Source organism: Xanthomonas sp. D-36-1 (assembly GCF_017746155.1).
Taxonomy (GTDB): Bacteria; Pseudomonadota; Gammaproteobacteria; order Xanthomonadales; family Xanthomonadaceae; genus Xanthomonas; species Xanthomonas cissicola.
In genome coordinates this window covers 40,534-60,608 of record NZ_JAGHWR010000020.1, presented here as the reverse complement: position 1 = coordinate 60,608, position 20,075 = coordinate 40,534, and the positions used below count along the sequence as shown (strand labels likewise).

The window sequence follows — 20,075 nt, the reverse complement described above, 5'->3', positions numbered from 1 at the left end:
GGTTCGATGTGCGCATCGACCCATTATTGGTGCTTGAGCGGACGAAATAGCGCGCTGGCAACTGGTGCGTCGCATGATTGTGCGCACGTGCGCGCGACGATGGCGAGCGTAGTGAACGGGCCTACCCTCACCCCATCCCCTCTCCCGCAGGAGAGAGACTTACGCTCGATGGACTGATCCTGCAGCCGGCCGTTGCTCCTGCACGCTGCACACACCCGGTCAGCGGCGACCTACCCGTTGTGCTTGTGTTCGCCAGCGGGCTTTGCGGTATAACCGAAAACGACCGTCGCGCGCCGCTGCAGCTGAACGCTTGAGTTGCTGACGGTCGGTCCGTCGCTTCGGCGTCGGGCGTGCTTCATCTCCCCTCCCCCGACTGCAGGAGATGTGCGACATGCGCAACGAGCACCTCAAACCGACCCTGGGCACCTGGCAGTTGTGGGGCATCGCCGTGGGGCTGGTGATTTCAGGCGAGTATTTCGGCTGGAGTTACGGCTGGGGCACCGCCGGTACGCTCGGCTTTCTGGTGACCACGCTGCTGGTCGCGGTGATGTACACCTGTTTCATCTTCAGCTTCACCGAATTGACCACCGCCATTCCCAATGCGGGCGGGCCCTTCGCCTACAGCCTGCGCGCGTTCGGCACCTATGGCGGCATGCTGGCGGGCCTGGCCACGTTGATCGAATTCGTCTTCGCGCCGCCGGCCATCGCGATGGCGATCGGCGCGTATCTGAATGTGCAGTACCCCACGCTCGATCCGCGCATCGCAGCGATTGGCGCCTACCTGGTCTTCATGAGCTTGAACATCGTCGGCGTGGCGATTGCAGCCACCTTCGAGCTGATCGTGACCTTGCTGGCAGTCATCGAGTTACTGGTGTTCATGGGTGTGGTGGCGCCGGGTTTCAGCGTGGCGCGCTTCACCGCCAACGGCTGGGCCGGCAGCGACGTGTTCGGGCCGGCGGCCATTTCCGGAATCTTCGCCGCAATTCCGTTTGCGATCTGGTTTTTTCTGGCGATCGAAGGGGCAGCGATGGCGGCCGAAGAAGCCAAGGACCCCAGGCGCACGATTCCGCGCGCCTACATCGCCGGCATTCTCACCCTGGTGATCTTGGCGCTGGGGGTGATGGTGTTTGCCGGCGGCGTCGGCGACTGGCGCCAGCTGTCCAACATCAACGACCCGCTGCCGCAGGCGATGAAGGCGGTGGTCGGCAACAGTTCCACCTGGTTGCACATGCTGGTGTGGATCGGCTTGTTCGGGCTGGTGGCGAGTTTTCACGGCATCATCCTGGGCTATTCGCGGCAGTTCTTCGCGTTGGCGCGTGCCGGCTTCCTGCCGCATGGGCTGGCCAGGCTCTCGCGTTTTCGCACGCCGCATCGCGCCATTCTGGCCGGCGGCGTCATCGGCATTGCCGCGATCTGCAGTGACAGCGTGGTCAAGATCCAGGGCATGTCGTTGACCGCAGCGATGATTACCATGTCGGTGTTCGGCGCGATCGTGATGTATGTGATGAGCATGCTCAGCCTGTTCAAGCTGCGTCGCGTCGAACCGGGGTTGGAGCGTAGTTTCCGCGCACCGGGGTACCCGGTGGTGCCTGCCATTGCGCTGCTGCTGGCGCTCGTGTGCCTGGTGGCGATGGTGTGGTTCAACCCGATTGTGGCCTTGATCTTTCTGGGCCTGCTGCTGTTCGGTGCGGTGTGTTGCGTCCTCAGCCTGCGCACGCAGCACACGCCCGCGGCCAGCGCCGGATGAGCGGCTTTGCCTTCACCGCAGGCGGCGAGCGTTTTCGGTTTGCCGATCTGAAGCAGCTGCTGGCCAAGGCGACGCCGGCACGCTCTGGTGACCAGCTGGCCGGACTCGCCGCCGATTCCGGCCTGCAGCGCGTCGCCGCACAGATGGCGCTGGCCGATCTACCGCTGCAGCATTTCCTGCAGGAGGCGGTGGTGCCTTATGAAGCGGACGAAGTCACCCGGCTGATCATCGACCAGCACGATGCCGCTGCATTTGCCGCTGTGGCGCATCTCACCGTGGGCGGCTTTCGCGATTGGCTGCTGAGTGCGCAGGCCGACGAAGCCGCATTGACCGCGTTGGCCCCCGGCCTGACGCCGGAAATGGTGGCCGCGGTGTCCAAATTGATGCGGGTGCAGGACCTGATCCTGGTGGCGCAGAAAACCCGGGTCGTCACCCGCTTTCGCAACACGCTGGGGTTGCGCGGACGCCTGTCGACGCGCCTGCAGCCCAACCATCCGACCGATGATGCCACCGGCATTGCCGCCAGCGTGCTCGACGGATTGTTGTACGGCAACGGCGATGCAGTGATCGGCATCAATCCGGCCAGCGACAGCCTGGCCGCAACCACCGCCTTGTTGCGCATGCTCGATGCGGTGATCAGCGGTTATCGGATCCCCACGCAATCGTGCGTACTTGCGCACATCACCACCACCATCGAAGCGATCGGCCGTGGCGTGCCGGTGGACCTGGTGTTTCAGTCGATCGCCGGCACCGAGGCGGCCAATGCCAGCTTCGGCATCAATCTGGCCTTGCTGCAGGAAGGTTACGAAGCGGGCCTGTCGCTGCGCCGCGGCAGCGTCGGCGATAACGTAATGTATTTCGAAACCGGCCAGGGCAGCGCGTTGTCGGCCAATGCGCACCACGGCGTGGATCAACAGACCTGCGAGGTGCGCGCCCATGCGGTGGCGCGCCACTACAAACCGCTGCTGGTGAACACCGTGGTGGGCTTCATCGGGCCGGAATATCTCTACGACGGCAAGCAGATCATCCGCGCCGGGCTGGAGGATCACTTCTGCGGCAAGTTGCTCGGCGTGCCGATGGGCTGCGACATCTGCTACACCAATCATGCCGAAGCCGATCAGGACGACATGGATATGTTGCTCACCCTGCTCGGTACTGCCGGGATCAATTTCATCATGGGCATTCCCGGCTCCGACGACGTGATGCTGAATTACCAGACCACCTCGTTTCACGATGCGCTGTATGCACGCCAGGCGCTCGGCCTGCGCGCTGCGCCCGAGTTCGAACAGTGGCTGGAGCAGCACGACATCCTGCAGCTGCGCGATGGTCGCTTCGAACTTGGCAGCGAAGTACCGGCGCCATTTCGGCGTGCATTGGCACAGGTCAGCGGTAGAACGACGCCATGAGCACGCCCTCCAGACCGCCACGCGATGCCTGGGCGCAACTGCGCCAACTGACCCCCGCGCGCATTGCGCTGGGCCGGGTGGGGACCAGTCTGCCCACGGACGCGCACCTGGAGTTCCAACTGGCGCATGCGCAGGCACGCGATGCGGTGCATCTGGCATTCGACCCGGCACCGCTTCAGGCCGCGCTGGAGCGACGCGGGCGCAGCAGCATCTTGCTCCAAAGCGCTGCGGCCGATCGTCATCAGTATCTGCAACGTCCCGATCTGGGACGGCGTCTTGCCGAGGAAGCCGCCGCCCAGCTACGCGGCCTCACGGCCGTGCATGGCGGCAGACATGACGTTGCGGTGGTGGTCGCTGACGGGCTGTCCGCGCTGGCCGTCCATCGGCATGCGGCGCGCATGCTCGACCAGATCGACGCACTGGCGTCGCAAGAAGGTTGGTCACTCGCCCCGGTGGTATTGGTCAGACAAGGGCGCGTGGCGATCGGCGATGAGGTCGGCGAGCTGCTCGACGCGCGTGCCGTGATCGTGCTGATCGGCGAACGGCCGGGCCTGAGCTCGCCCGACAGCCTGGGCCTGTATCTCACCTACACGCCCCGCGTCGGGCTCACCGATGCAGCGCGCAACTGCATTTCCAACATTCGCGCCGAAGGACTGAGCTACGCCGAGGCGACCCACAAACTGGAGTATCTGCTGCGCGAGGCATTTCGCCGCAAACTCTCTGGCGTGCAGCTGAAAGACGAAGCCGAGCAACCTGCATTGTTGGCAGGCCCTGCCGATGCCATGCCGCGCACGTTCTTGCTGCCTGACTGACCTGCGCGGCGTGTGCGGGACCCGGGATCGACACCGCTCAGCAAGCAATCACTCCGTTATTTCAATGCCCCATCCTGCATATTGCTGGCGGCATAGGTGCTGGTCTGCAGCTCGTTGTCATGCGGATGGCGCAGGGCATTGCGTACATCATCGGGAAGCTTGTCGACATCCAGCATCACCTTTCCCGAATGCACATCACGCACCACCGATGCAGGCAGCACGAAGTCGCCGCCGTTTTCGATATTGATGACCAGCTCGGCCCCCTCGTTGCGGATGTCGCGGATGGCACCGACGCCGACTTCGCCATCGCGTAGAAACACCATCTGGCCAATTTCAATTTGCTGCATGTTCGATCTCCTGGAATGGCGTCATCACGCAAGCGCGCTGTGCCGGTGGCAGATCATCGCGCTGCGGTGCGTTGGCGTGCGGTGAAGCGCAGATCACTGTGGCGTGGGTGCGTGCAGCAAGGCGCCGCTTGGCAGTCGGGCCGGCTGCCCGGCAACGCGCTCGAACTCGCTTACATCGTGCGAACAGAACACCTCCACCTCACCGCCGTGCTGTTGCCGTAGCGCGCGCAGACGCTGCTGGTTGGTCAAGCGCGCAGTCCGGTCCTTTTCCAGCATCCATTGGTAAGCACGCAGCCCCGGCGTGCAGTAAGGCGCATCTGCATCCATTTCGCGATGGAAGAAATATGCATCACCTGCCAGCAGCAGCCATCGCTCCGGCGTATGCACCGCAACCGCGGCGTGACCCAGGGTGTGGCCGGGAAGCGGCACCATCAGCAGTTCTGGCGGTAGTCCATGCAGGTCGCGCACGCATTCCAGGCCCATCCAGTGCTCGCCTGCTGCGCCATCGTAGGTGCGCCACTGCCCACGCGTAGACCACTGCTGCGGACGAAAGCGCTGGCGATCCATCCAGGTACGCTGTGCCAGTGCGGCATCGCGCTCGCTCGTCATCAGGTGCACGCGCGCATGCGGAAAATCGTCCAGCCCGCCGGCGTGGTCGAAATCCAGATGGGTCAGCACGATGTGCCGCACATCGCGCGGATCCAGCCCGAGCCGTTGTATCTGCCGGATTGCGGTCATGTCCTCGCGCAAGTCTGGCTTGACCAGCGCCAGAAAAAATCGACTCAGAAGCGCGCGTGGCTCGGCCACATCGCGCAGGCCGAAACCGGTATCGATCAGCACCAACCCGGCGCTGGTTTCCACCAGCAAGCAATGGCAACACAGATGGCCGCGATCCAGTACCCCCGGCGTACGGCCGTCCATAAGATGGCCGCCTAGCGGGCAGGTGGAGATGCAATTGAGGTGATGCACGCGCATCGGCGCGCTCCGCTTGGCGGGCCAGCATTGCAACGCAGCCGTTGCACAGCGGTGAGCGGTACCGATCGCGCAACCAGCGCGCATACGCCACCTTGACGGTGGCGTATGCGAGGCAGGTGTCAGCGCAGCGGAACGTCCGCCACCTTGTCTTGATAATCCTTCTTCGGGTCTACGCCCAACAACACCTTGATTCCTGCCAGCAGGCTCGACTCGTTGAGCCAGATCTGCGCATGGTCGGCATCCAGGCGCAGCAGCGCCAAGTTCGGATCGGTCTTGCCGCCTTCGTACCACGCGGCGACATATGGATTCCACAACCGGTCGACCATGGCCGGGTCGGTGTCTTCGCGCAGCGAGCCGCTGATGCTGGCGAACAAGTCGTGGCCCTTGCTGCTGAAGGCGCCGATGACGCGGCGGCCCTGCCCCAGCATGGCGATCAGCGCGTTGTCCTTGGATGTAAAGAACCAGATCGGCCCACCGCTATCGCCCTCGATCTGTGCGGTCATCGGACGCGCGTGGCCGTCTTCGACACCGTCCAGGCCCAGCATCACGGTGCGATCTGATTTGAGCGCCTTCCAGAATTTTTCCTGCAACTCTTTGGTGTCTGCCATTTCGATTCCTGACATGCGCGTGGTACGCGGGTGAGCCAGTCTGAAAGGCCCGGCGCCCACGGCATGTGAGGACGCGCCGTCGATCGCCGTCGTTGTGCAACCGCAATATCGTCCGCGTGCGCGCGAGGTCCGTTGCGACAGTATTGGGCCGCAAAGCGTGACCGATTCGCAGTTCCGGGACATTGGCTGATACGTCATCAGCCAAGACATGAGCACGGCAGTAGGATCGGCCGGCCGCCCCTGCGGCACGAACGAGAACCGCGCATGGCAACGAGCTTCGTGCACTTGCGTTGCATTGCTCGGAATCCCGCAGCGGCCGGACACCTGTTGCGATCGTTCACCAGGCCAGCGCGCAACAGCGTCGTGACCGCTCCTGGCTTACCCGGCATCTGCAGCGTCTTGCGCACGCGTCCCCTCCCGAGAGAGCGCCACCACATGTCTGCATCGCATATCCGCAAGACCTGCATCGCCGCCGCATTGCTGAGCCTTGCCAGCGCCACTGCACTAGCACTGACCGGCACCGCCACACGGCCGCAACTCACCAGCAGCGAAGCGAGCACTTATACGATCGCCAAAGCCTTGGCCAAAGCCGGGCCGATCAGCGCATTGGTGACCGACAACTGGAACCCGACCGCAGGTGTCGCCCTGCTCAGTGCCGACTACGCGGTGGCTGCCGACGGCTCCACGCGCTATCGCAGCGTGCAATCTGCCATCGATGCTGCCGTGGCTGCCGGCGGCACGACGCGCCGCTACATCAGCATCAAGGCAGGCACCTACACCGAGCTGGTCTGCGTGCCGACCAATGCGCCACCGCTGACGCTGTTCGGGCTGGGCACAAACACCGGCGACACCGTCATCCGCTTCAACAACGCCAACCCCACTCCCAAGCCAGCGGGCACCGCAAGCCATCCGTGTGCGAGCAATGCGTCGGCGACCACGGTGGGCACCTCCAACAGCGCGACGTTCACGGTGCGCGCAGCGAATTTCGAGGCGCGCCATCTGCACGTGGACAACAACTATGTGGAAGGCACCTACACCGACAAAATCAATCAGCGGTGGCGCTGGCTGTGCGTGGCGACAAGGCCAACTTCCAGGATGTCCTGCTGACCGGCAACCAGGACACCTTGTTGATCAGCGCGACCAGTGCGTCCGATGTGATCCGTGCGTATTTCAAGAGCAGCACCATCGAAGGCGATGTCGATTTCATCTTCGGCTCCGGGGTCGGTGTTTTCGATGGCGCCACCATCCGTTCCACCGGCGCACGTCTGGGCAGCAGCCCCGGCGGCTATATTTTTGCCCCCAGCACGCGTCCCGGCAGCAGCTACGGATTTCTGGCGATCAACAGCAGCTTTACCGGTGTCTCCGGCTCTCCGGACAACAACACCTATCTTGGGCGTGCCTGGGACGAAAGCGTCGGCAGCCTGAGCGCCTACGTCAATGGCACTTCGCCCAATGGCCAGGTGACGGTGCGTGACTCGACCTTGGGCAGCCATATCCGCAAGACCGCGCCATGGAACGCATCGACGGTCGGCCGCCCGTATTGCAGCAGCAACTGCACCAATTCGGCCAACCGTTTTTACGAATATAAAAATAGCGGTACCGGCGCGGCCAATTGAGTCAGCGCTTGGCCGCAACTGCGTCGCAAGCCGGGCATTGCCCGTGCTTGCTGCGTAGCGCGACGAGCTGGAAGTCCTGCCGCGATGCCTGCCCGCTGTCGGCGTCGCGCAGCACGCGATCATCTCGGCCGCGACGACCGCAGCGCGCCGGCTGCCGGTAACAGAGCGTGCGAACGGTTCGACTGCGACGCCTTGATCCAAGGCCTGCGCAAAATTGGCGGTGTCATGATCTCCGCGCTGTGCTGCCAATCGCCCCGATCCGAACACGACAGATCGGGCCGCCGCGCCCGCCACGCATATACGCGCATGCAGCACGCAGCTGACGTACCGGCGCCGCTTAATCGGTGCCACTGGCAGCACGCCAGCAATGCCAGAGCTGTTGCATCGGCGGCGGGTACGCGGGCTTGCCCGCCAGCTCGCGCTGCAAGCGCAGCCGTGCCAGACGCGACCACACCCGGTGCGGCCGTGCCAAGGCGACTTTGCGCGGCCAGGCCTGCAGCAGCTGCGAGCGCCAGGCGGGCGTGGCGATATCGCCCGGCGCTGCGCCGTCGCCAGCCACGCGTTGGCGTGCATCCAGCCATTGCACCGCCACCGCAGTGGCATCGCCAGGCCGCGCCCGTGCGAACAGCACCGCTTCCACCGCAACCACCGCCTCGGCGAACGTGCGCAATGCCCCTAGCGCGTGCTGCAGCGATTGCGGCTGGACGCGTGCGGCCTGCATGGCAGGCAAGGTGTCGGCCAGCTGTGACCACGGCGCACGGACCGGCTCAAGCACGCGCCCCAACGGATGCCGCGAGCGCTGGCTCGACCAGTCACGCAGCTCCTGCTGCCACCACGCCAGCTTGGCATCGGCCGGCAACGGGTCGCCGGCGATATTCATGATGTCTTCCCATTCCTGCAGCAACGCGAACCAGGCAACGGCCAGGCGGCGTTGCGGCTCGGGCACGAACGGTTCGGCAACCGACCATTCCGGCCAGCGGGTTGCCCACTTGTCGAGAAAACTGTCGAGGGCGCTGGATTGGCTCATGGCGGGTCCAGAAAAATACCAAGAAAGATCAGATCTGCGGCCACGTTGCCGGATTCCAAAGCGCCCGCGGCTGCTCGACCAGCACATCGGCCTGCCAGCGCGACGGGTCGTCGTCGTCCAGACGATAGCCCCACAGCGCCGCGACCGACGGCATCGCCGCCGCGCGCGCAGCCACGATGTCGCGCTCATCGTCGCCGACATACACGCATTGCGCAGGTGCAACGCCGATGCGTTCTGCGGCTATCACCAGCGGCAACGGATGCGGCTTGCGCTCGGCCAGCGTGTCGCCACCAATCAGCACTGCGCAGCGCTGCTCCCAGCCCAACTGCGGCAGGATCAGGCGCGCCAGATATTCGGGCTTGTTGGTGACGATGCCCCAGACGCAGCCGGCATCCTCCAGCCGCATCAGCATCTGCTCGATGCCATCAAACAGCTGCGACTGCGTACCAATCAAGCCCTCGTAGCGCTGCAGGAATTCCGGCACCAGCGCAACGCACGCCGCGGCATCGAGCTCGGCAAAGGCCACGCCGAGCATCGCACGCGCACCTTTGGAGACCACCGGGCGCAGCGAAGCCAACGCAACGGGCGCACGCCCACGCGCATCCAGCATGGCGTTGACCGTCGCGAGCATGTCCGGCGCGCTGTCCAGCAAGGTGCCATCCAGATCGAATAGCACCACCCGCGGAAAACCCACAGCAGCAAGAGCTGTCGTCAATTGCATATCGCCCGGCACGCCACCGAGACCATCAAGACACCAACCAACGGCCGTTGCGAATCCCAAATCCCGAATTTGGAATCCTGGCTCCTCACGGCTTCACCGCATACGCCAGGTAATTCACCTCGGTACGCGAAGACAGGCGGGCGCGATTGCGCCACGGCTCGTACAGCATGCCGCTGACGTCTTCCAGCTGCAGCCCGGCGTTGCGCAACCATGCCGCAAGCTCGGCCGGCTTGATGAAATCCTTGTAGTGATGCGTGCCCTTGGGCAGCAGACGCGCGATGTATTCGGCGCCCACCACCGCCAGCGCGAACGCGGCCGGGGTGCGATTGAGCGTGGACAGGAACAGCTTGCCGCCCGGCTTGAGCAGGCTGGCGCAGGCACGGATGATCGCGGTCGGATCCGGCACGTGTTCGAGCATTTCCATGCAGGTCACCGCATCGAAACTGCCGGCCTGCTCGGCGGCCAGGTCTTCCACCGATTGCACGCGATAGTCGACCTGCACGCCCGATTCCAGGCTGTGCAGACGCGCCACCTTGACCAGTTCCGGCGCCAGGTCGATTGCAGTCACCTGCGCGCCCAGGCGCGCCATCGACTCGCTGAGCAAGCCGCCACCGCAGCCGACGTCGAGCACGCGTGCACCGGCAAGTTCCAGCCGCGCGGACACATACTCCAGACGCACAGGATTGAGCGCATGCAGCGGCTTCTGCGGGCCGTCGGCATCCCACCAGCGATTGGCCAGTGCGGCGAATTTATCCAGCTCGCTCTGATGGAAATTGCTGGATTTGGCGTGCGTATTCGAATTCATGCGGGGGGCTCCGTGATGCGGTGACGCGCGCTCAGGCGCGGACGGTGCGGATGCGTTCGCGCCATTGCCGCGCGTTGGCGACCAGGGCGGCGGTATCCATGTCGATGAGCTCGCGCTGCACCAGTTTAGGCTTGCCGGCGATCCACACATCGGTGACCTGATGGCGGCCGGCCGCGTAGATCAACTGCGACAACACGTGGTGCAGCGGTTGGGTTTCCAGTGCAGACAGGTCCACGCAGGCCAGGTCGGCCTGCTTGCCGACCTCGATCGAACCGATGGTGTCGCCGAAGCCCAAGGCACGCGCGCCGCCCAGGGTGGCCGCGCGCAAGGTAGTGGCCGCGTCCAGCGCGGTCGCATCGTTGGCCACGGTCTTGGCCAGGATCGCGGCGGTCCGGTTTTCGCTGAACATGTCCAGGTCGTTGTTGCTGGCGCAGCCGTCGGTGCCGATGGCCAGATTCACGCCCGCACGCTGCAGCGCGCATGCCGGGCAAAAACCCGAGGCGAGCTTGAGGTTGGATTCGGGGCAATGCACCACGCTGACGCCGCGCTCGGCGCACAGATGGATTTCCGCATCGGTGAGCTGGGTCATGTGCACCGCGATCAGGCGGTCGTTGACCAGGCCCAGGCGATCCAGCCGCGCCAGCGGGCGCTGGCCGTACTGCTTGATCGAATCGGCCACTTCCTGCGCGGTTTCGTGCGTATGCAGATGCACGGGGATGTCGAGCTGGTCGGCCAGCATGCGCACGCGTTCGAAGTTGGCATCGTTGACGGTGTACGGCGCATGCGGGGCGAACGCGGTACTGATCAACGGATCGTCGCGCCATTGATCGTGCAACTCGCCGGCACGCGCGAAGTATTCATCGTCCGACGATGCCCAGGCAGTGGGGAAATCGATGATCACCGCGCCCACCAGCGCGCGGAAACCGTGCTGCTTGTAGACGGCCGCCTGCACATCGGCGAAGAAGTAGTTTTCGTTGACGCAGGTCGTACCGCCGCGCAGCATTTCGGCGATTGCCAGCGTGGTGCCATCAGCCACGAATTCCGGCCCGATCACCGCCGCTTCCACCGGCCAGATATGCTGCTGCAACCACACCATCAGCGGCAGGTCGTCGGCGACGCCGCGCAGCAGCGTCATCGGATTATGCGTATGCGCATTGACCAGGCCGGGCATCAACGCAGCATCGGGCCGCGACACGGTCTGCTTGGGCGCAAAACGCGCGCGTGCGTCGGCAATCGGCAGCACGGCAACGATGACGCCGTGAGTGACCGCCACCGCGTGGTCTTCCAGCACCACCGCATGCGGTTCGATCGGCACGACATAGCCGGCCTCGATCAGCAGGTCGCAGGGTTCGGGCGGGGCATTGGTCATGAGTGGATCCATTGAAGTTAGTTGCCGAACGGCCAGGAGCCGTCGGAGCGTGACACAGGCGCATACCGCGTGCCGTCGTAGCGCAGCAGCTGGCGCTGGCGGTGCGTGCGCTCGATATCCTCTGCATCCTCGACCGTGGTCGAAGTCACCAGGTTGGCAGTAAGTGCGATGTCGGCATAGCCCGCGTGGACCGGCGCGTCCATCGACAGGGTGAGCGTGCCGCGCTCGGTCACCACACCCGTCGCGCCCCAGTTGCATGGTTCGCCTTCCACCCGCCGCCACACAGTCAGATCCCGCTGCAGCACCGGGCGCAACCGGCGCTGTTCGCGCACCAGCAAGGTCAATGCGTCGTTGCTGTCGAAATCCGGGCAACTGGGCCCGCGCGCAACGCTGTGCACTACCACGCCAACCGCGCGCACGCCCGGTGCCAGGTCATAGCGTGCGGTGTCCAGGCGCAGACTGTCGGCAGCAAGTTCGAAGCCGGCATCCTCGCCCATGTCCTGCGTGTACAACGCGACGACCTGGGCAGTGCGGGCATCGAGCATGGCTACGCGCAACTCAAGGTTGCGTTCGCCTGCCTCGGTGGTGGCATCGCCGGCGAACGCAATGGCCGCCAGCCGTATCGATGGGTCGTACGGCCACGGCTTGCAGGTCTGTGCCACCGCATGTTCGACCGGCACCGCCCCTGCGGCGCCGGATGCCGCACCAGCTGCCACCGCTGCCACGCTCTGCGCGTCGCAGGCGGTGGCGGTTTGCGCAAGCACCGGGCAGGCGGCCAGCATGCCGCTCAGCCCGGCCAGCAACGCAACGCGAACGCGCGTCAGGTGGGTGCGGACGGCGCACGGGACCTGCGGTGTCCGCATGCTAGGCGCCGATTCCGGACACGGGCCGCCCAAGCCTGGCGACTGGGCAGTCGGTTTGTCAGCTGCTCCTAACGCCATCAGGACACTGGCACTGCATACCGCTCGACCGGACCGGCGTCCCAGGCGCATCCGGATTACTTGACGCGCGCCGAGTATTCGCCCGAACGGGTGTCGACCTTGATGATTTCGTCCTGGTTGACGAACAGCGGCACGCGCACCACCGCGCCGGTTTCCAGCGTGGCCGGCTTGCCGCCGCCGCCGGAGGTGTCGCCGCGCACGCCCGGGTCGGTCTCGGTGATCTTGAGTTCGACGAAGTTCGGCGGCTGCACCCAGATCGGCGTGCCATTCCACAAGGTCACGATGCAGTCTTCCTCGCCCTTGAGCCACTTGTCGGCGCCACCCATGCCGGCCTTGTCGGTCTGCACCTGCTCGAAGGTTTCCGGGTCCATGAAGTGCCAGTACTCGCCATCGCTGTAGAGGTAGCGCATGTCGGTATCGACCACGTCGGCCACTTCCACATCGTCGGTCGCCTTCATGGTCATTTCGACCACGCGCCCGGACTTGATGAAGCGGTACTTCATGCGGGTGAAGGCCTGGCCCTTGCCCGGCTTGACGTATTCGGTCTCGGTGATGACCGCCGGCTCGTTGTTGACCAGGATCTTCATGCCGTTCTTGACGTCGTTCATGCCAACAGTGGCCATGGTGCAGCTCCTCGATAAGACCACGACCCGCCACGCGGTGGCAGGTCGGATTAGAATGGGGCGCCCGCCGCAACCGGCGGGCATTTGGTTTTGTGACCGCACATGATAACCGCAGCCCCCCTCGCCTTACAGCCATCCCCGCCCCCCGCCCTGCCGCCTTCGCGCTGGCAACAGCAATGGCGCGACGCCGTGCGCGATCCGCGCGTGATGCTGCAGCTGCTGGGCCTGGATGCGCAGGCGGCGGCGATCAGCGATGCCGCCGCCGCGCAGTTTCCGCTGCGGGTGCCGCGCGCGTTCGTGGCGCGGATGCGCCATGGCGACCTCCATGACCCGTTGCTGCGCCAGGTGCTGCCGCTGGATGCGGAAATGCAGCCGGCTCCCGGCTTCGGCCTGGACGCGGTCGGCGATGCCGCCGCCAGGACCGCTGCTGGGGTGATCCAGAAATACCGCGGCCGCGCCTTGCTGATCGCCACCGGCAGCTGCGCGGTGCACTGCCGCTACTGCTTCCGCCGCCACTTTCCGTATGCCGAAGAGACCGCTGCGCGCGATGGCTGGCGCGACGCCGTCGTCGCGATCGCCGCCGACCCAAGCATCGAGGAAGTGCTGCTTTCCGGCGGCGACCCGCTCTCGCTGGCCACGCCCAAGCTGGCCGAACTCACCGACGCCCTGGCCGCCGTTCCGCACCTCAAACGCCTGCGCATCCACAGCCGCCTGCCGATCGTGCTGCCCGAGCGCGTGGATGCGCCACTGCTGGCCTGGCTGCGCAGCCTGCCGTGGCCGGTGGCGTTCGTACTGCATGCCAACCATGCCAACGAATTCGATTCCGCGGTGGACGCCGCCGCGCAGGGGCTGCGCGAGGCCGGCGCACAATTGCTCAACCAGGCCGTGCTATTGCGTGGCGTCAACGACAGCGTGGATGCGCTGGCGGCGTTGAGCGAGCGCAGCTTCGCCGCCGGCGTGCTGCCCTACTACCTGCATCAGCTCGACCGGGTCGCCGGCCTGGCGCATTTCGAAGTGGACGATGCCCGCGCGCGCGCGCTGCATGCCGAGCTGGCCGCGCGCCTGTCCGGCTATCTGGTGCCACGATTGGTGCGCGAAATTCCCGGCGATACCGGCAAGCGGCCGTTGTAACCGCCCTTACCTCAGCCCGATCCGTCGTAGCAGCGCACCCGGGCGCGATGGAGCTTTACCGGTAACGCCCGGTCGCGCCCAGGTGCGCTCCTACGCTGTTATCCAGCGCTGCGCGAAGTCCCCGGCGATGACCGCTGCAACGACCCAAACACGCTTTTCCCAGCAGCGCACCCGGGCGCGATGGAGCCTTACCAATAAAGCCCGTTGCACTCAGGCGCACTCCTGCGCTGCTCAGCCTGCCGCGATCAGCTTGACCATGTCGGTCGGGCTCAACGGCCTGCTGAACCAATAGCCCTGGCCCAGATCGCAACCGCGCTCGCGCAACAGGTTGAATTGCGCCTCCTGCTCGATGCCTTCGGCAACCACGGTGATTCCCAGCGAGTGCGCCATGTTGATGATCGCGGTGGTCAGCGCCAGATCGTCCGGGTCGCGCTGCAGGTCGGCAATGAAACTCTTGTCGATCTTGACCCCGTCCACCGGCACCTGACGCAAATGGCTCAAGCCGGAGAAGCCGGTGCCGAAATCGTCCAGCCACACCTTCACGCCGGTGCGGTGCAGTTGATCGAGCAGGCTGGCAGCCATCATCTCGTCGCCGATCACGGCGGTCTCGGTCAGCTCCAGATGCAGGCGCGCGGCAGGCAGTCCCGACTCGGCCAGGCACCCGGCCACGGTGTCGATCAGCGCACCGCTGCGCAGTTGCCGCGGCGAAACGTTGACCGACACGAACAGGCCCTCGCCCAACACTGGCCACTGCGCCGCCTCCAGGCAGGCCGCGCGCAGTACCTTGGGGCCGATCACTTCGATCAGGCCGCTCTGCTCGGCAATATCGATAAAGGTGGACGGCGCAATCGTTCCGAGCGCCGGATGCTGCCAGCGCAATAGCACTTCCACGCCCACCAGCACGCGGTCGCTGGTGCGGTAGATGGGCTGGTAGACCAGGCGCAGCTCGTCGCGTTCCCAGGCCCCGCGCAACTCGTGCTCCATGTGCACGCGGCGTTCCACCGCGTGGTCGGCGGCGCGGCTGTAGAAGCGATGGCAGTTCTTGCCGGCCACCTTGGCCTGGTACATGGCGATGTCGCCATTCTTCAGCAGCGCGGTGGCATCGCGCGCATCATCGGGGAACAGCGTGATGCCGATCGAGGTCCCCAGGAACACTTCGCGGCCCTGCACGTTCAACGGCCGGCTCAGTTCGTGCACCAGCCGGTCGGCCAGTTGCGCCGCCAGCAGGCTGACATCGCCGCTCTGCAGCAGGATCACAAACTCATCGCCGCCGAAGCGCGCCAGAATCGCATCGTCGCCGCCCAGCGCGGCAACCGCGCGGCTGATGCGGCTGGCGAACTGCAGCAAGGCTTCGTCGCCGGCCTCATGGCCAAGCGTGTCGTTGACGCGTTTGAAGTCGTCGATATCGGCGAACAGCAAGGCCAGCTTGCTGTCGGTGCTGCGCGCGGTGTGGAGCAGATGATCCAGACCCTCGCGAAAGCCTAGGCGGTTGGTCAGCCCGGTCAACGCATCGGTGTAGGCCATATGCCGCACCTCGCGGTCGTGCCGGGCGATGCTTTCGCTCATGCGCCCGAACGCGGAAATCAGCTCGCCGATCTCGTCGTTGCGCGGATGCGGCGGCAGCTGCACCGCGTAGTCGCCCCGTTCGATCTGCTTTGCCGCTGCCGCCAGCAACCGAATCGGCGCCACCAGCGTGCGCTGCACGTAGATGGCCAGCAACACGCCCAGCCCGACCAGCGCGGCCAGCAGGACCAGCAACCAGCCCAGATCGCGCTTGCCGATGGCGTTGAGGTTCTGCACCAGGGTGAGATTGGCGCCGGATTCGATCTTGCGCACCCGCTCGCGCGACATGCCCACGCGCACCCCACCGATGCGCTGGTCGCCGATCTTGATCGGCACCGTCACATCCAGCACCTCCGGCGAGGACTGCAACACCATCGCCTGCGCCGCCAGCGCCTTGGCGGCGAGCGGATCGGTCATGGCCTGCCCGTAACGCTGCAAGGTCGGCGTGCCGTCATGAACCAGCCGGCCGTGGCGGTCGAACACCAGTACGTAGCTCACCACCTGCTGGCGCGAGGCATTGCGCACCAGCGCGCCCACCGCGCCCAGATCCGAGTAATACAAGGGGTTGGCCAATCCGGAAGCCAGCTCGGTCGCCAGCGTTTCGCCGCGCGTGCGCAGGCTACAATCGAACAGCTCGTGCAGGATTTGCGCACTCAAGCCGCGCACTTCGCGCTGCATCGCGCTTTGTCGCTGCAGCAGCGAAGCCAGAATCGCACCGACCAGCAGCAGCGTCAGCGCCATCACCAAGAGAAAGCGTGCCTGCAAGCCGAAGCGCACCTGAGTCATTCCACGTGATCCCTGACGCGTTGCACGCCCGCGCTCAACTCCTGCAGACGTCGGCGACTAGCGGAATCCAGCGGACGAAACCCGGTGGTATCGAAAAAGCGTTTCAGCGCCGGGCCCGCCTTGGGATCTGAGGCGGCCTGCAGCAACACCACCCGCAGACGCTGCTCCACGGCCGGATCCATTCCTGCGCGCACCATTTCCACCGCGCGCGGCACCGGCGCGGTGCGGTGCACGATGCGGAAGTCGCGCTTGAACACCGGTGGCATGTGGCGTTCGTCGTCCCAATCGACGTTGCTGAGCGCGCCCACGTCGATCAGGTGTTTGTACACGAACGCGGCAACGTTCAATTTCGACCCCACCATCAGATAGCCGGCCGATCCGCGCGCCGGGGTGTCGTCGGCCGACAGCAGCACATCGCACGCGATGCCGTTGCGCAGCAGTTCGAGCATCGGTAGCAGGTAGCCGCTGGTGGACGAGGCGTTCTGCAATGCCAGGGTGTGGCCGCGCAACTGCGACAGCGAATGGATCGGGCTGTCGCGGCGCACGAAGAACAGCGTATGGAAATCGCGCAGTCCGCCACGCTCGGTCATGAGCAAGGGGTGCGCGCTGCCGCGCTGTTCCAGCAGCATCGCCGCACCGGTCGTCTCGCTGACCCAATCGACCCGGCCACGCCGCAGATAGCTGGACATCTGGCGCGCATCCGGCGCCATCAGGATTTCGCCGCGGCGGATCCCGACCTCGCGCATGCGCGGCACCACGTAATCCAGCAGGGGCTTGAGCTGCTCGTAATGGCTGGCGGGATCATCGCTGATCCGTCCAAGCACCAGGACCGAGGAAGGCGCTGCCGCAGCCGTCACGGCCAAGCCTGCCCCGGCAATCAGCCAGCAGGCAATCAGACACCATCGTAGACCGCGCAAAACGGACACTCCCCTAGAGCCGCGGACAGCCTAGCCGAATCTTCGAAGATGTGACAGACGTCAGTTTCCGGCCTGTCTGGCAAGCATGGCCATGCGCTGCGCATCGGACAGGATGCCGCGAATCAGTCGCACCTCCTGCTCGGTCATCTCCGCGCGCAGCAACAGCCGGCGCAGCTTGCGCATCGCCGACTCCGGCGCACGGCCCTTGTGGAAGTCGATCTCGTCCAGCGTGTCGCCCAGCTGGCCGAACATCCCTTCCAGCTGTGCGTGGCTGGCCGGTCCGTCGCGCAACCCGGAAGCCGCTGCCGGAGCTGGTTCGGCCTCGCCTGCCGCCAGTTGCGCCAGTCGTACTTCATACGCCAGCACCTGCACGGCCGCAGCCAGATTCAGCGAACTGAACTGCGGATCGGAGGGGATATGGACCGCGGCGTGGCACAGCTGCAGCTCATCGTTGGTCAGACCGGTGCGCTCGCGGCCGAACACGAAGGCCACTTCGGCCGGCTCGCCCGCCTTGGCGAGCGCGCGCTGCGCGCCCTCGTCCGGCAGTAGTTCTTCCAACGCGACCCGGCGCGCGCGCGCAGTGCAGCCAATCACCAGCGTGCAGTCGGCCACCGCTTCGCCCAGCGTCGCGAAGATCGGCGCCTGGCTCAGCACGTCTTCGGCGCCGGCCGAGCGCCGGTAGGCATCTTCATCGAGTGCGCGCTCGGGTGCCACCAGCACCAGGCGCGAGACCCCCATGGTCTTCATCGCACGCGCCGCGGCGCCGATGTTGCCTGGATGCTGGGTACCCACAAGAACAAATCGGATGCGCTGGCTGACGGACATGAACGGAGATCGGGAAGCTGTTCGGCCGTAGATGGTAAACTGCGCGGCCGGCTTTCGCGCCGGACCGCTCTTTTACCTTCGCCATTGTCCGATTCTGCCTTCACGGGAGCTTTCACCATGCAGAAACCCGCCGTCACCGTCATGGTCAAAGCCGCCCGCCTCGCCGGCAATGTGCTGTTGCGCGGTATCAACAAGCTCGATGCGCTCAATGTGGTGCAGAAAGGCAGAATGGACTACGCCAGCGAAGTCGATGCCGATGCCGAGAAGGTCATCATCAAGGAACTCAAGCGCGGCTACCCCGAATACGCCGTGTTCGGCGAAGAAGGCGGCGTGCAGGGCGGCAAGAGTGGTCGCTACACCTGGGTCATCGATCCGCTCGACGGCACCAGCAACTATCTGCGCGGCTTTCCGCATTACTGCGTGTCGATCGCGCTGGTGGAAAATGGCGAACCGACCGATGCGGTGATCTTCGACCCGCTGCGCAACGAGTTGTTCACTGCCAGCCGCGGCGCCGGCGCGGTGCTCAACGACCGTCGCATCCGTATTGCAGAGCGCAAGGATCTGGAAGGTGCCATGGTCCACACCGGCTTCCCGCCGCGCGAACGCGCGCGCGCCAGTGCACAGCTCAAGTGCGTGGATGCGCTACTGGTGCAGGCCGAAGACGTGCGTCGCACCGGCTCGGCGGCGCTGGACCTGGCGTATGTCGCCTGCGGCCGCGCCGATGCCTATTTCGAAGCGGGGGTCAAAGCCTGGGACATCGCCGCTGGTGTGTTGCTGGTGCGCGAGGCCGGTGGCCGCGTCTGCGACTACAAGGGCGCCACCCCGCCGCGCATGGACAACATGGGTCCTGAGACGCAGCAGATCGTGGCCGGCAACATCAAGATCAGCGATGCATTGCAAAAGGTCATCGTCAACACCGGCTACGCCCGCGAGTTCGACGCCAAGTTCTGATCGCCCCACACCCCGGGTTCTAAGCGACGCCTGCACAACGTAGGAGCGCGCCCGGGCGCGAGGAGCGTTCCCTGCAAAGCCTCTCGCGACCGGGGTCGCTCCTACACACGGCGCAGTAAACGCACAAGGCCGGGATCGCTCCCGGCCTTGTGCGTTGGGTGCCGCTGTGACAGCGCTAAGCAGTGACTAGCGCCGATGCAGGACCTCAGGCGATCGCGGCGTGGTAGCGGCGCTCGACTTCTTCCCAATTGACGGCGTTATAGAACGCGCCGATGTATTCCGGGCGACGGTTCTGGTACTTCAGGTAGTACGCATGTTCCCACACGTCCAGACCCAGGATCGGCGTGTTGCCTTCGAACAGCGGGCTGTCCTGGTTGGCGGTACTTTCCACCACCAGCTTTTTGTCCGGGGTCACGCTCAGCCACGCCCAACCGGAGCCGAAGCGGCTGACGGCGGCCTTGGTGAAGGCTTCCTTGAACTTCTCGAAGCCGCCGAGATCCTTGTCGATCGCCTTGGCGACCTCACCCTTGGGCTCGCCGCCACCGTTGGGCGACAGCACGGTCCAGAACAGGGAGTGGTTGGCGTGGCCGCCGCCGTTGTTGCGCACCGGACCCTGCAGGTTTTCCGGCAGGCTCTTCAGCTTGGAGACCAGTTCTTCGATCGGCAGATCGGCGTACTCGGTCCCTTCCAGCGCCGCATTGACGTTGTTGATGTAGGTCTGGTGATGCTTGGTGTGATGGATTTCCATCGTCTGCGCATCGATGTTCGGTTCCAGCGCGTCGTAGGCGTAGGGCAACTGCGGAAGGGTGTAAGCCATGCGTATCTCCTGGACTTGCCGCCCGGCGAAGGCCGGGCGTTGCGGGGTAGATGGTAAGGACGGCGGCAGCGCTTACCAAGGGTGCTGG

At 65.3% G+C, this 20,075-nt stretch carries 18 protein-coding genes and 1 pseudogene; 6 read left to right on the top strand and 13 right to left on the bottom strand.

Annotated features, from left to right (window positions below):
• Positions 1-382 precede the first annotated feature (382 nt).
• The 3 genes from eat to eutC are packed head-to-tail and all read left to right on the top strand — an operon-like array spanning position 383 to position 3,965.
• A complete protein-coding gene (gene eat / locus J7367_RS06355; protein ID WP_057660978.1) occupies positions 383-1,747 on the top strand; it encodes an ethanolamine permease in 1,365 nt (454 codons plus the stop codon).
• A complete protein-coding gene (locus J7367_RS06350) occupies positions 1,744-3,153 on the top strand; it encodes an ethanolamine ammonia-lyase subunit EutB (RefSeq protein ID WP_057660975.1) in 1,410 nt (469 codons plus the stop codon). Before eat ends, J7367_RS06350 begins: the two co-directional genes overlap by 4 nt.
• A complete protein-coding gene (gene eutC / locus J7367_RS06345) occupies positions 3,150-3,965 on the top strand; it encodes an ethanolamine ammonia-lyase subunit EutC (protein WP_057660973.1) in 816 nt (271 codons plus the stop codon). Before J7367_RS06350 ends, eutC begins: the two co-directional genes overlap by 4 nt.
• A 56-nt stretch (positions 3,966-4,021) precedes the next feature.
• Here eutC and J7367_RS06340 read toward each other — a convergent pair whose 3' ends face one another.
• The 3 genes from J7367_RS06340 to J7367_RS06330 form a co-directional block, all read right to left on the bottom strand.
• Complete coding sequence (locus tag J7367_RS06340) at positions 4,022-4,312, bottom strand: hypothetical protein (protein WP_022559300.1); 291 nt, start codon at positions 4,310-4,312, stop codon at positions 4,022-4,024.
• Positions 4,313-4,405: 93 nt separating this feature from the next.
• Entirely contained in the window at positions 4,406-5,287 is an 882-nt protein-coding gene (locus tag J7367_RS06335; protein ID WP_057660971.1) for an MBL fold metallo-hydrolase, read from the bottom strand.
• Between the two features lie 119 nt (positions 5,288-5,406).
• Positions 5,407-5,910: a pyridoxamine 5'-phosphate oxidase family protein gene (locus tag J7367_RS06330; protein WP_008573434.1), complete on the bottom strand. Its 504-nt coding sequence runs from the start codon at positions 5,908-5,910 to the stop codon at positions 5,407-5,409.
• Between the two features lie 420 nt (positions 5,911-6,330).
• Between J7367_RS06330 and J7367_RS06325 the strand changes: the two are divergent.
• A pseudogene (locus J7367_RS06325) lies at positions 6,331-7,511 on the top strand (putative acyl-CoA thioester hydrolase).
• 337 nt (positions 7,512-7,848) lie between these two features.
• On the opposite strand, the gene J7367_RS06320 reads toward J7367_RS06325, so the two are convergent.
• The 6 genes from J7367_RS06320 to efp all read right to left on the bottom strand — a co-directional run bounded on the left by J7367_RS06320 (position 7,849) and on the right by efp (position 12,997).
• Positions 7,849-8,538, bottom strand: coding sequence for a hypothetical protein (locus J7367_RS06320; protein ID WP_057660969.1), 690 nt, complete (start codon positions 8,536-8,538; stop codon positions 7,849-7,851).
• Positions 8,539-8,566: 28 nt separating this feature from the next.
• Entirely contained in the window at positions 8,567-9,259 is a 693-nt protein-coding gene (locus J7367_RS06315; RefSeq protein ID WP_057660966.1) for a phosphoglycolate phosphatase, read from the bottom strand.
• 85 nt (positions 9,260-9,344) lie between these two features.
• Complete coding sequence (gene ubiG / locus J7367_RS06310) at positions 9,345-10,064, bottom strand: bifunctional 2-polyprenyl-6-hydroxyphenol methylase/3-demethylubiquinol 3-O-methyltransferase UbiG (RefSeq protein ID WP_007962668.1); 720 nt, start codon at positions 10,062-10,064, stop codon at positions 9,345-9,347.
• 31 nt (positions 10,065-10,095) lie between these two features.
• A complete protein-coding gene (locus J7367_RS06305) occupies positions 10,096-11,433 on the bottom strand; it encodes a TRZ/ATZ family hydrolase (RefSeq protein ID WP_057660964.1) in 1,338 nt (445 codons plus the stop codon).
• A gap of 17 nt (positions 11,434-11,450) precedes the next feature.
• A complete protein-coding gene (locus J7367_RS06300) occupies positions 11,451-12,236 on the bottom strand; it encodes a hypothetical protein (RefSeq protein ID WP_033481181.1) in 786 nt (261 codons plus the stop codon).
• A gap of 194 nt (positions 12,237-12,430) precedes the next feature.
• Entirely contained in the window at positions 12,431-12,997 is a 567-nt protein-coding gene (gene efp / locus J7367_RS06295; RefSeq protein ID WP_007962665.1) for an elongation factor P, read from the bottom strand.
• 102 nt (positions 12,998-13,099) lie between these two features.
• Here efp and epmB point away from each other — a divergent pair, with 102 nt between their 5' ends.
• Positions 13,100-14,128: an EF-P beta-lysylation protein EpmB gene (gene epmB / locus J7367_RS06290; protein ID WP_057660962.1), complete on the top strand. Its 1,029-nt coding sequence runs from the start codon at positions 13,100-13,102 to the stop codon at positions 14,126-14,128.
• A 231-nt stretch (positions 14,129-14,359) separates the two neighbouring features.
• On the opposite strand, the gene J7367_RS06285 is transcribed toward epmB, so the two are convergent.
• The 3 genes from J7367_RS06285 to J7367_RS06275 are packed head-to-tail and all read right to left on the bottom strand — an operon-like array spanning position 14,360 to position 18,219.
• Positions 14,360-16,477: an EAL domain-containing protein gene (locus tag J7367_RS06285; RefSeq protein WP_057660960.1), complete on the bottom strand. Its 2,118-nt coding sequence runs from the start codon at positions 16,475-16,477 to the stop codon at positions 14,360-14,362.
• Positions 16,474-17,403: a phosphate/phosphite/phosphonate ABC transporter substrate-binding protein gene (locus J7367_RS06280; RefSeq protein WP_057660958.1), complete on the bottom strand. Its 930-nt coding sequence runs from the start codon at positions 17,401-17,403 to the stop codon at positions 16,474-16,476. Before J7367_RS06280 ends, J7367_RS06285 begins: the two co-directional genes overlap by 4 nt.
• Positions 17,404-17,454: 51 nt before the next feature.
• A complete protein-coding gene (locus J7367_RS06275; RefSeq protein ID WP_007971076.1) occupies positions 17,455-18,219 on the bottom strand; it encodes an RNA methyltransferase in 765 nt (254 codons plus the stop codon).
• Between the two features lie 117 nt (positions 18,220-18,336).
• Between J7367_RS06275 and J7367_RS06270 the strand changes: the two genes are divergently transcribed.
• Positions 18,337-19,170, top strand: a complete 834-nt coding sequence (locus J7367_RS06270; protein ID WP_005913068.1) for an inositol monophosphatase family protein — start codon at positions 18,337-18,339, stop codon at positions 19,168-19,170.
• A 205-nt stretch (positions 19,171-19,375) separates the two neighbouring features.
• On the opposite strand, the gene J7367_RS06265 is transcribed toward J7367_RS06270, so the two are convergent.
• A complete protein-coding gene (locus tag J7367_RS06265; protein WP_003486056.1) occupies positions 19,376-19,987 on the bottom strand; it encodes a superoxide dismutase in 612 nt (203 codons plus the stop codon).
• Positions 19,988-20,075: the final 88 nt, after the last annotated feature.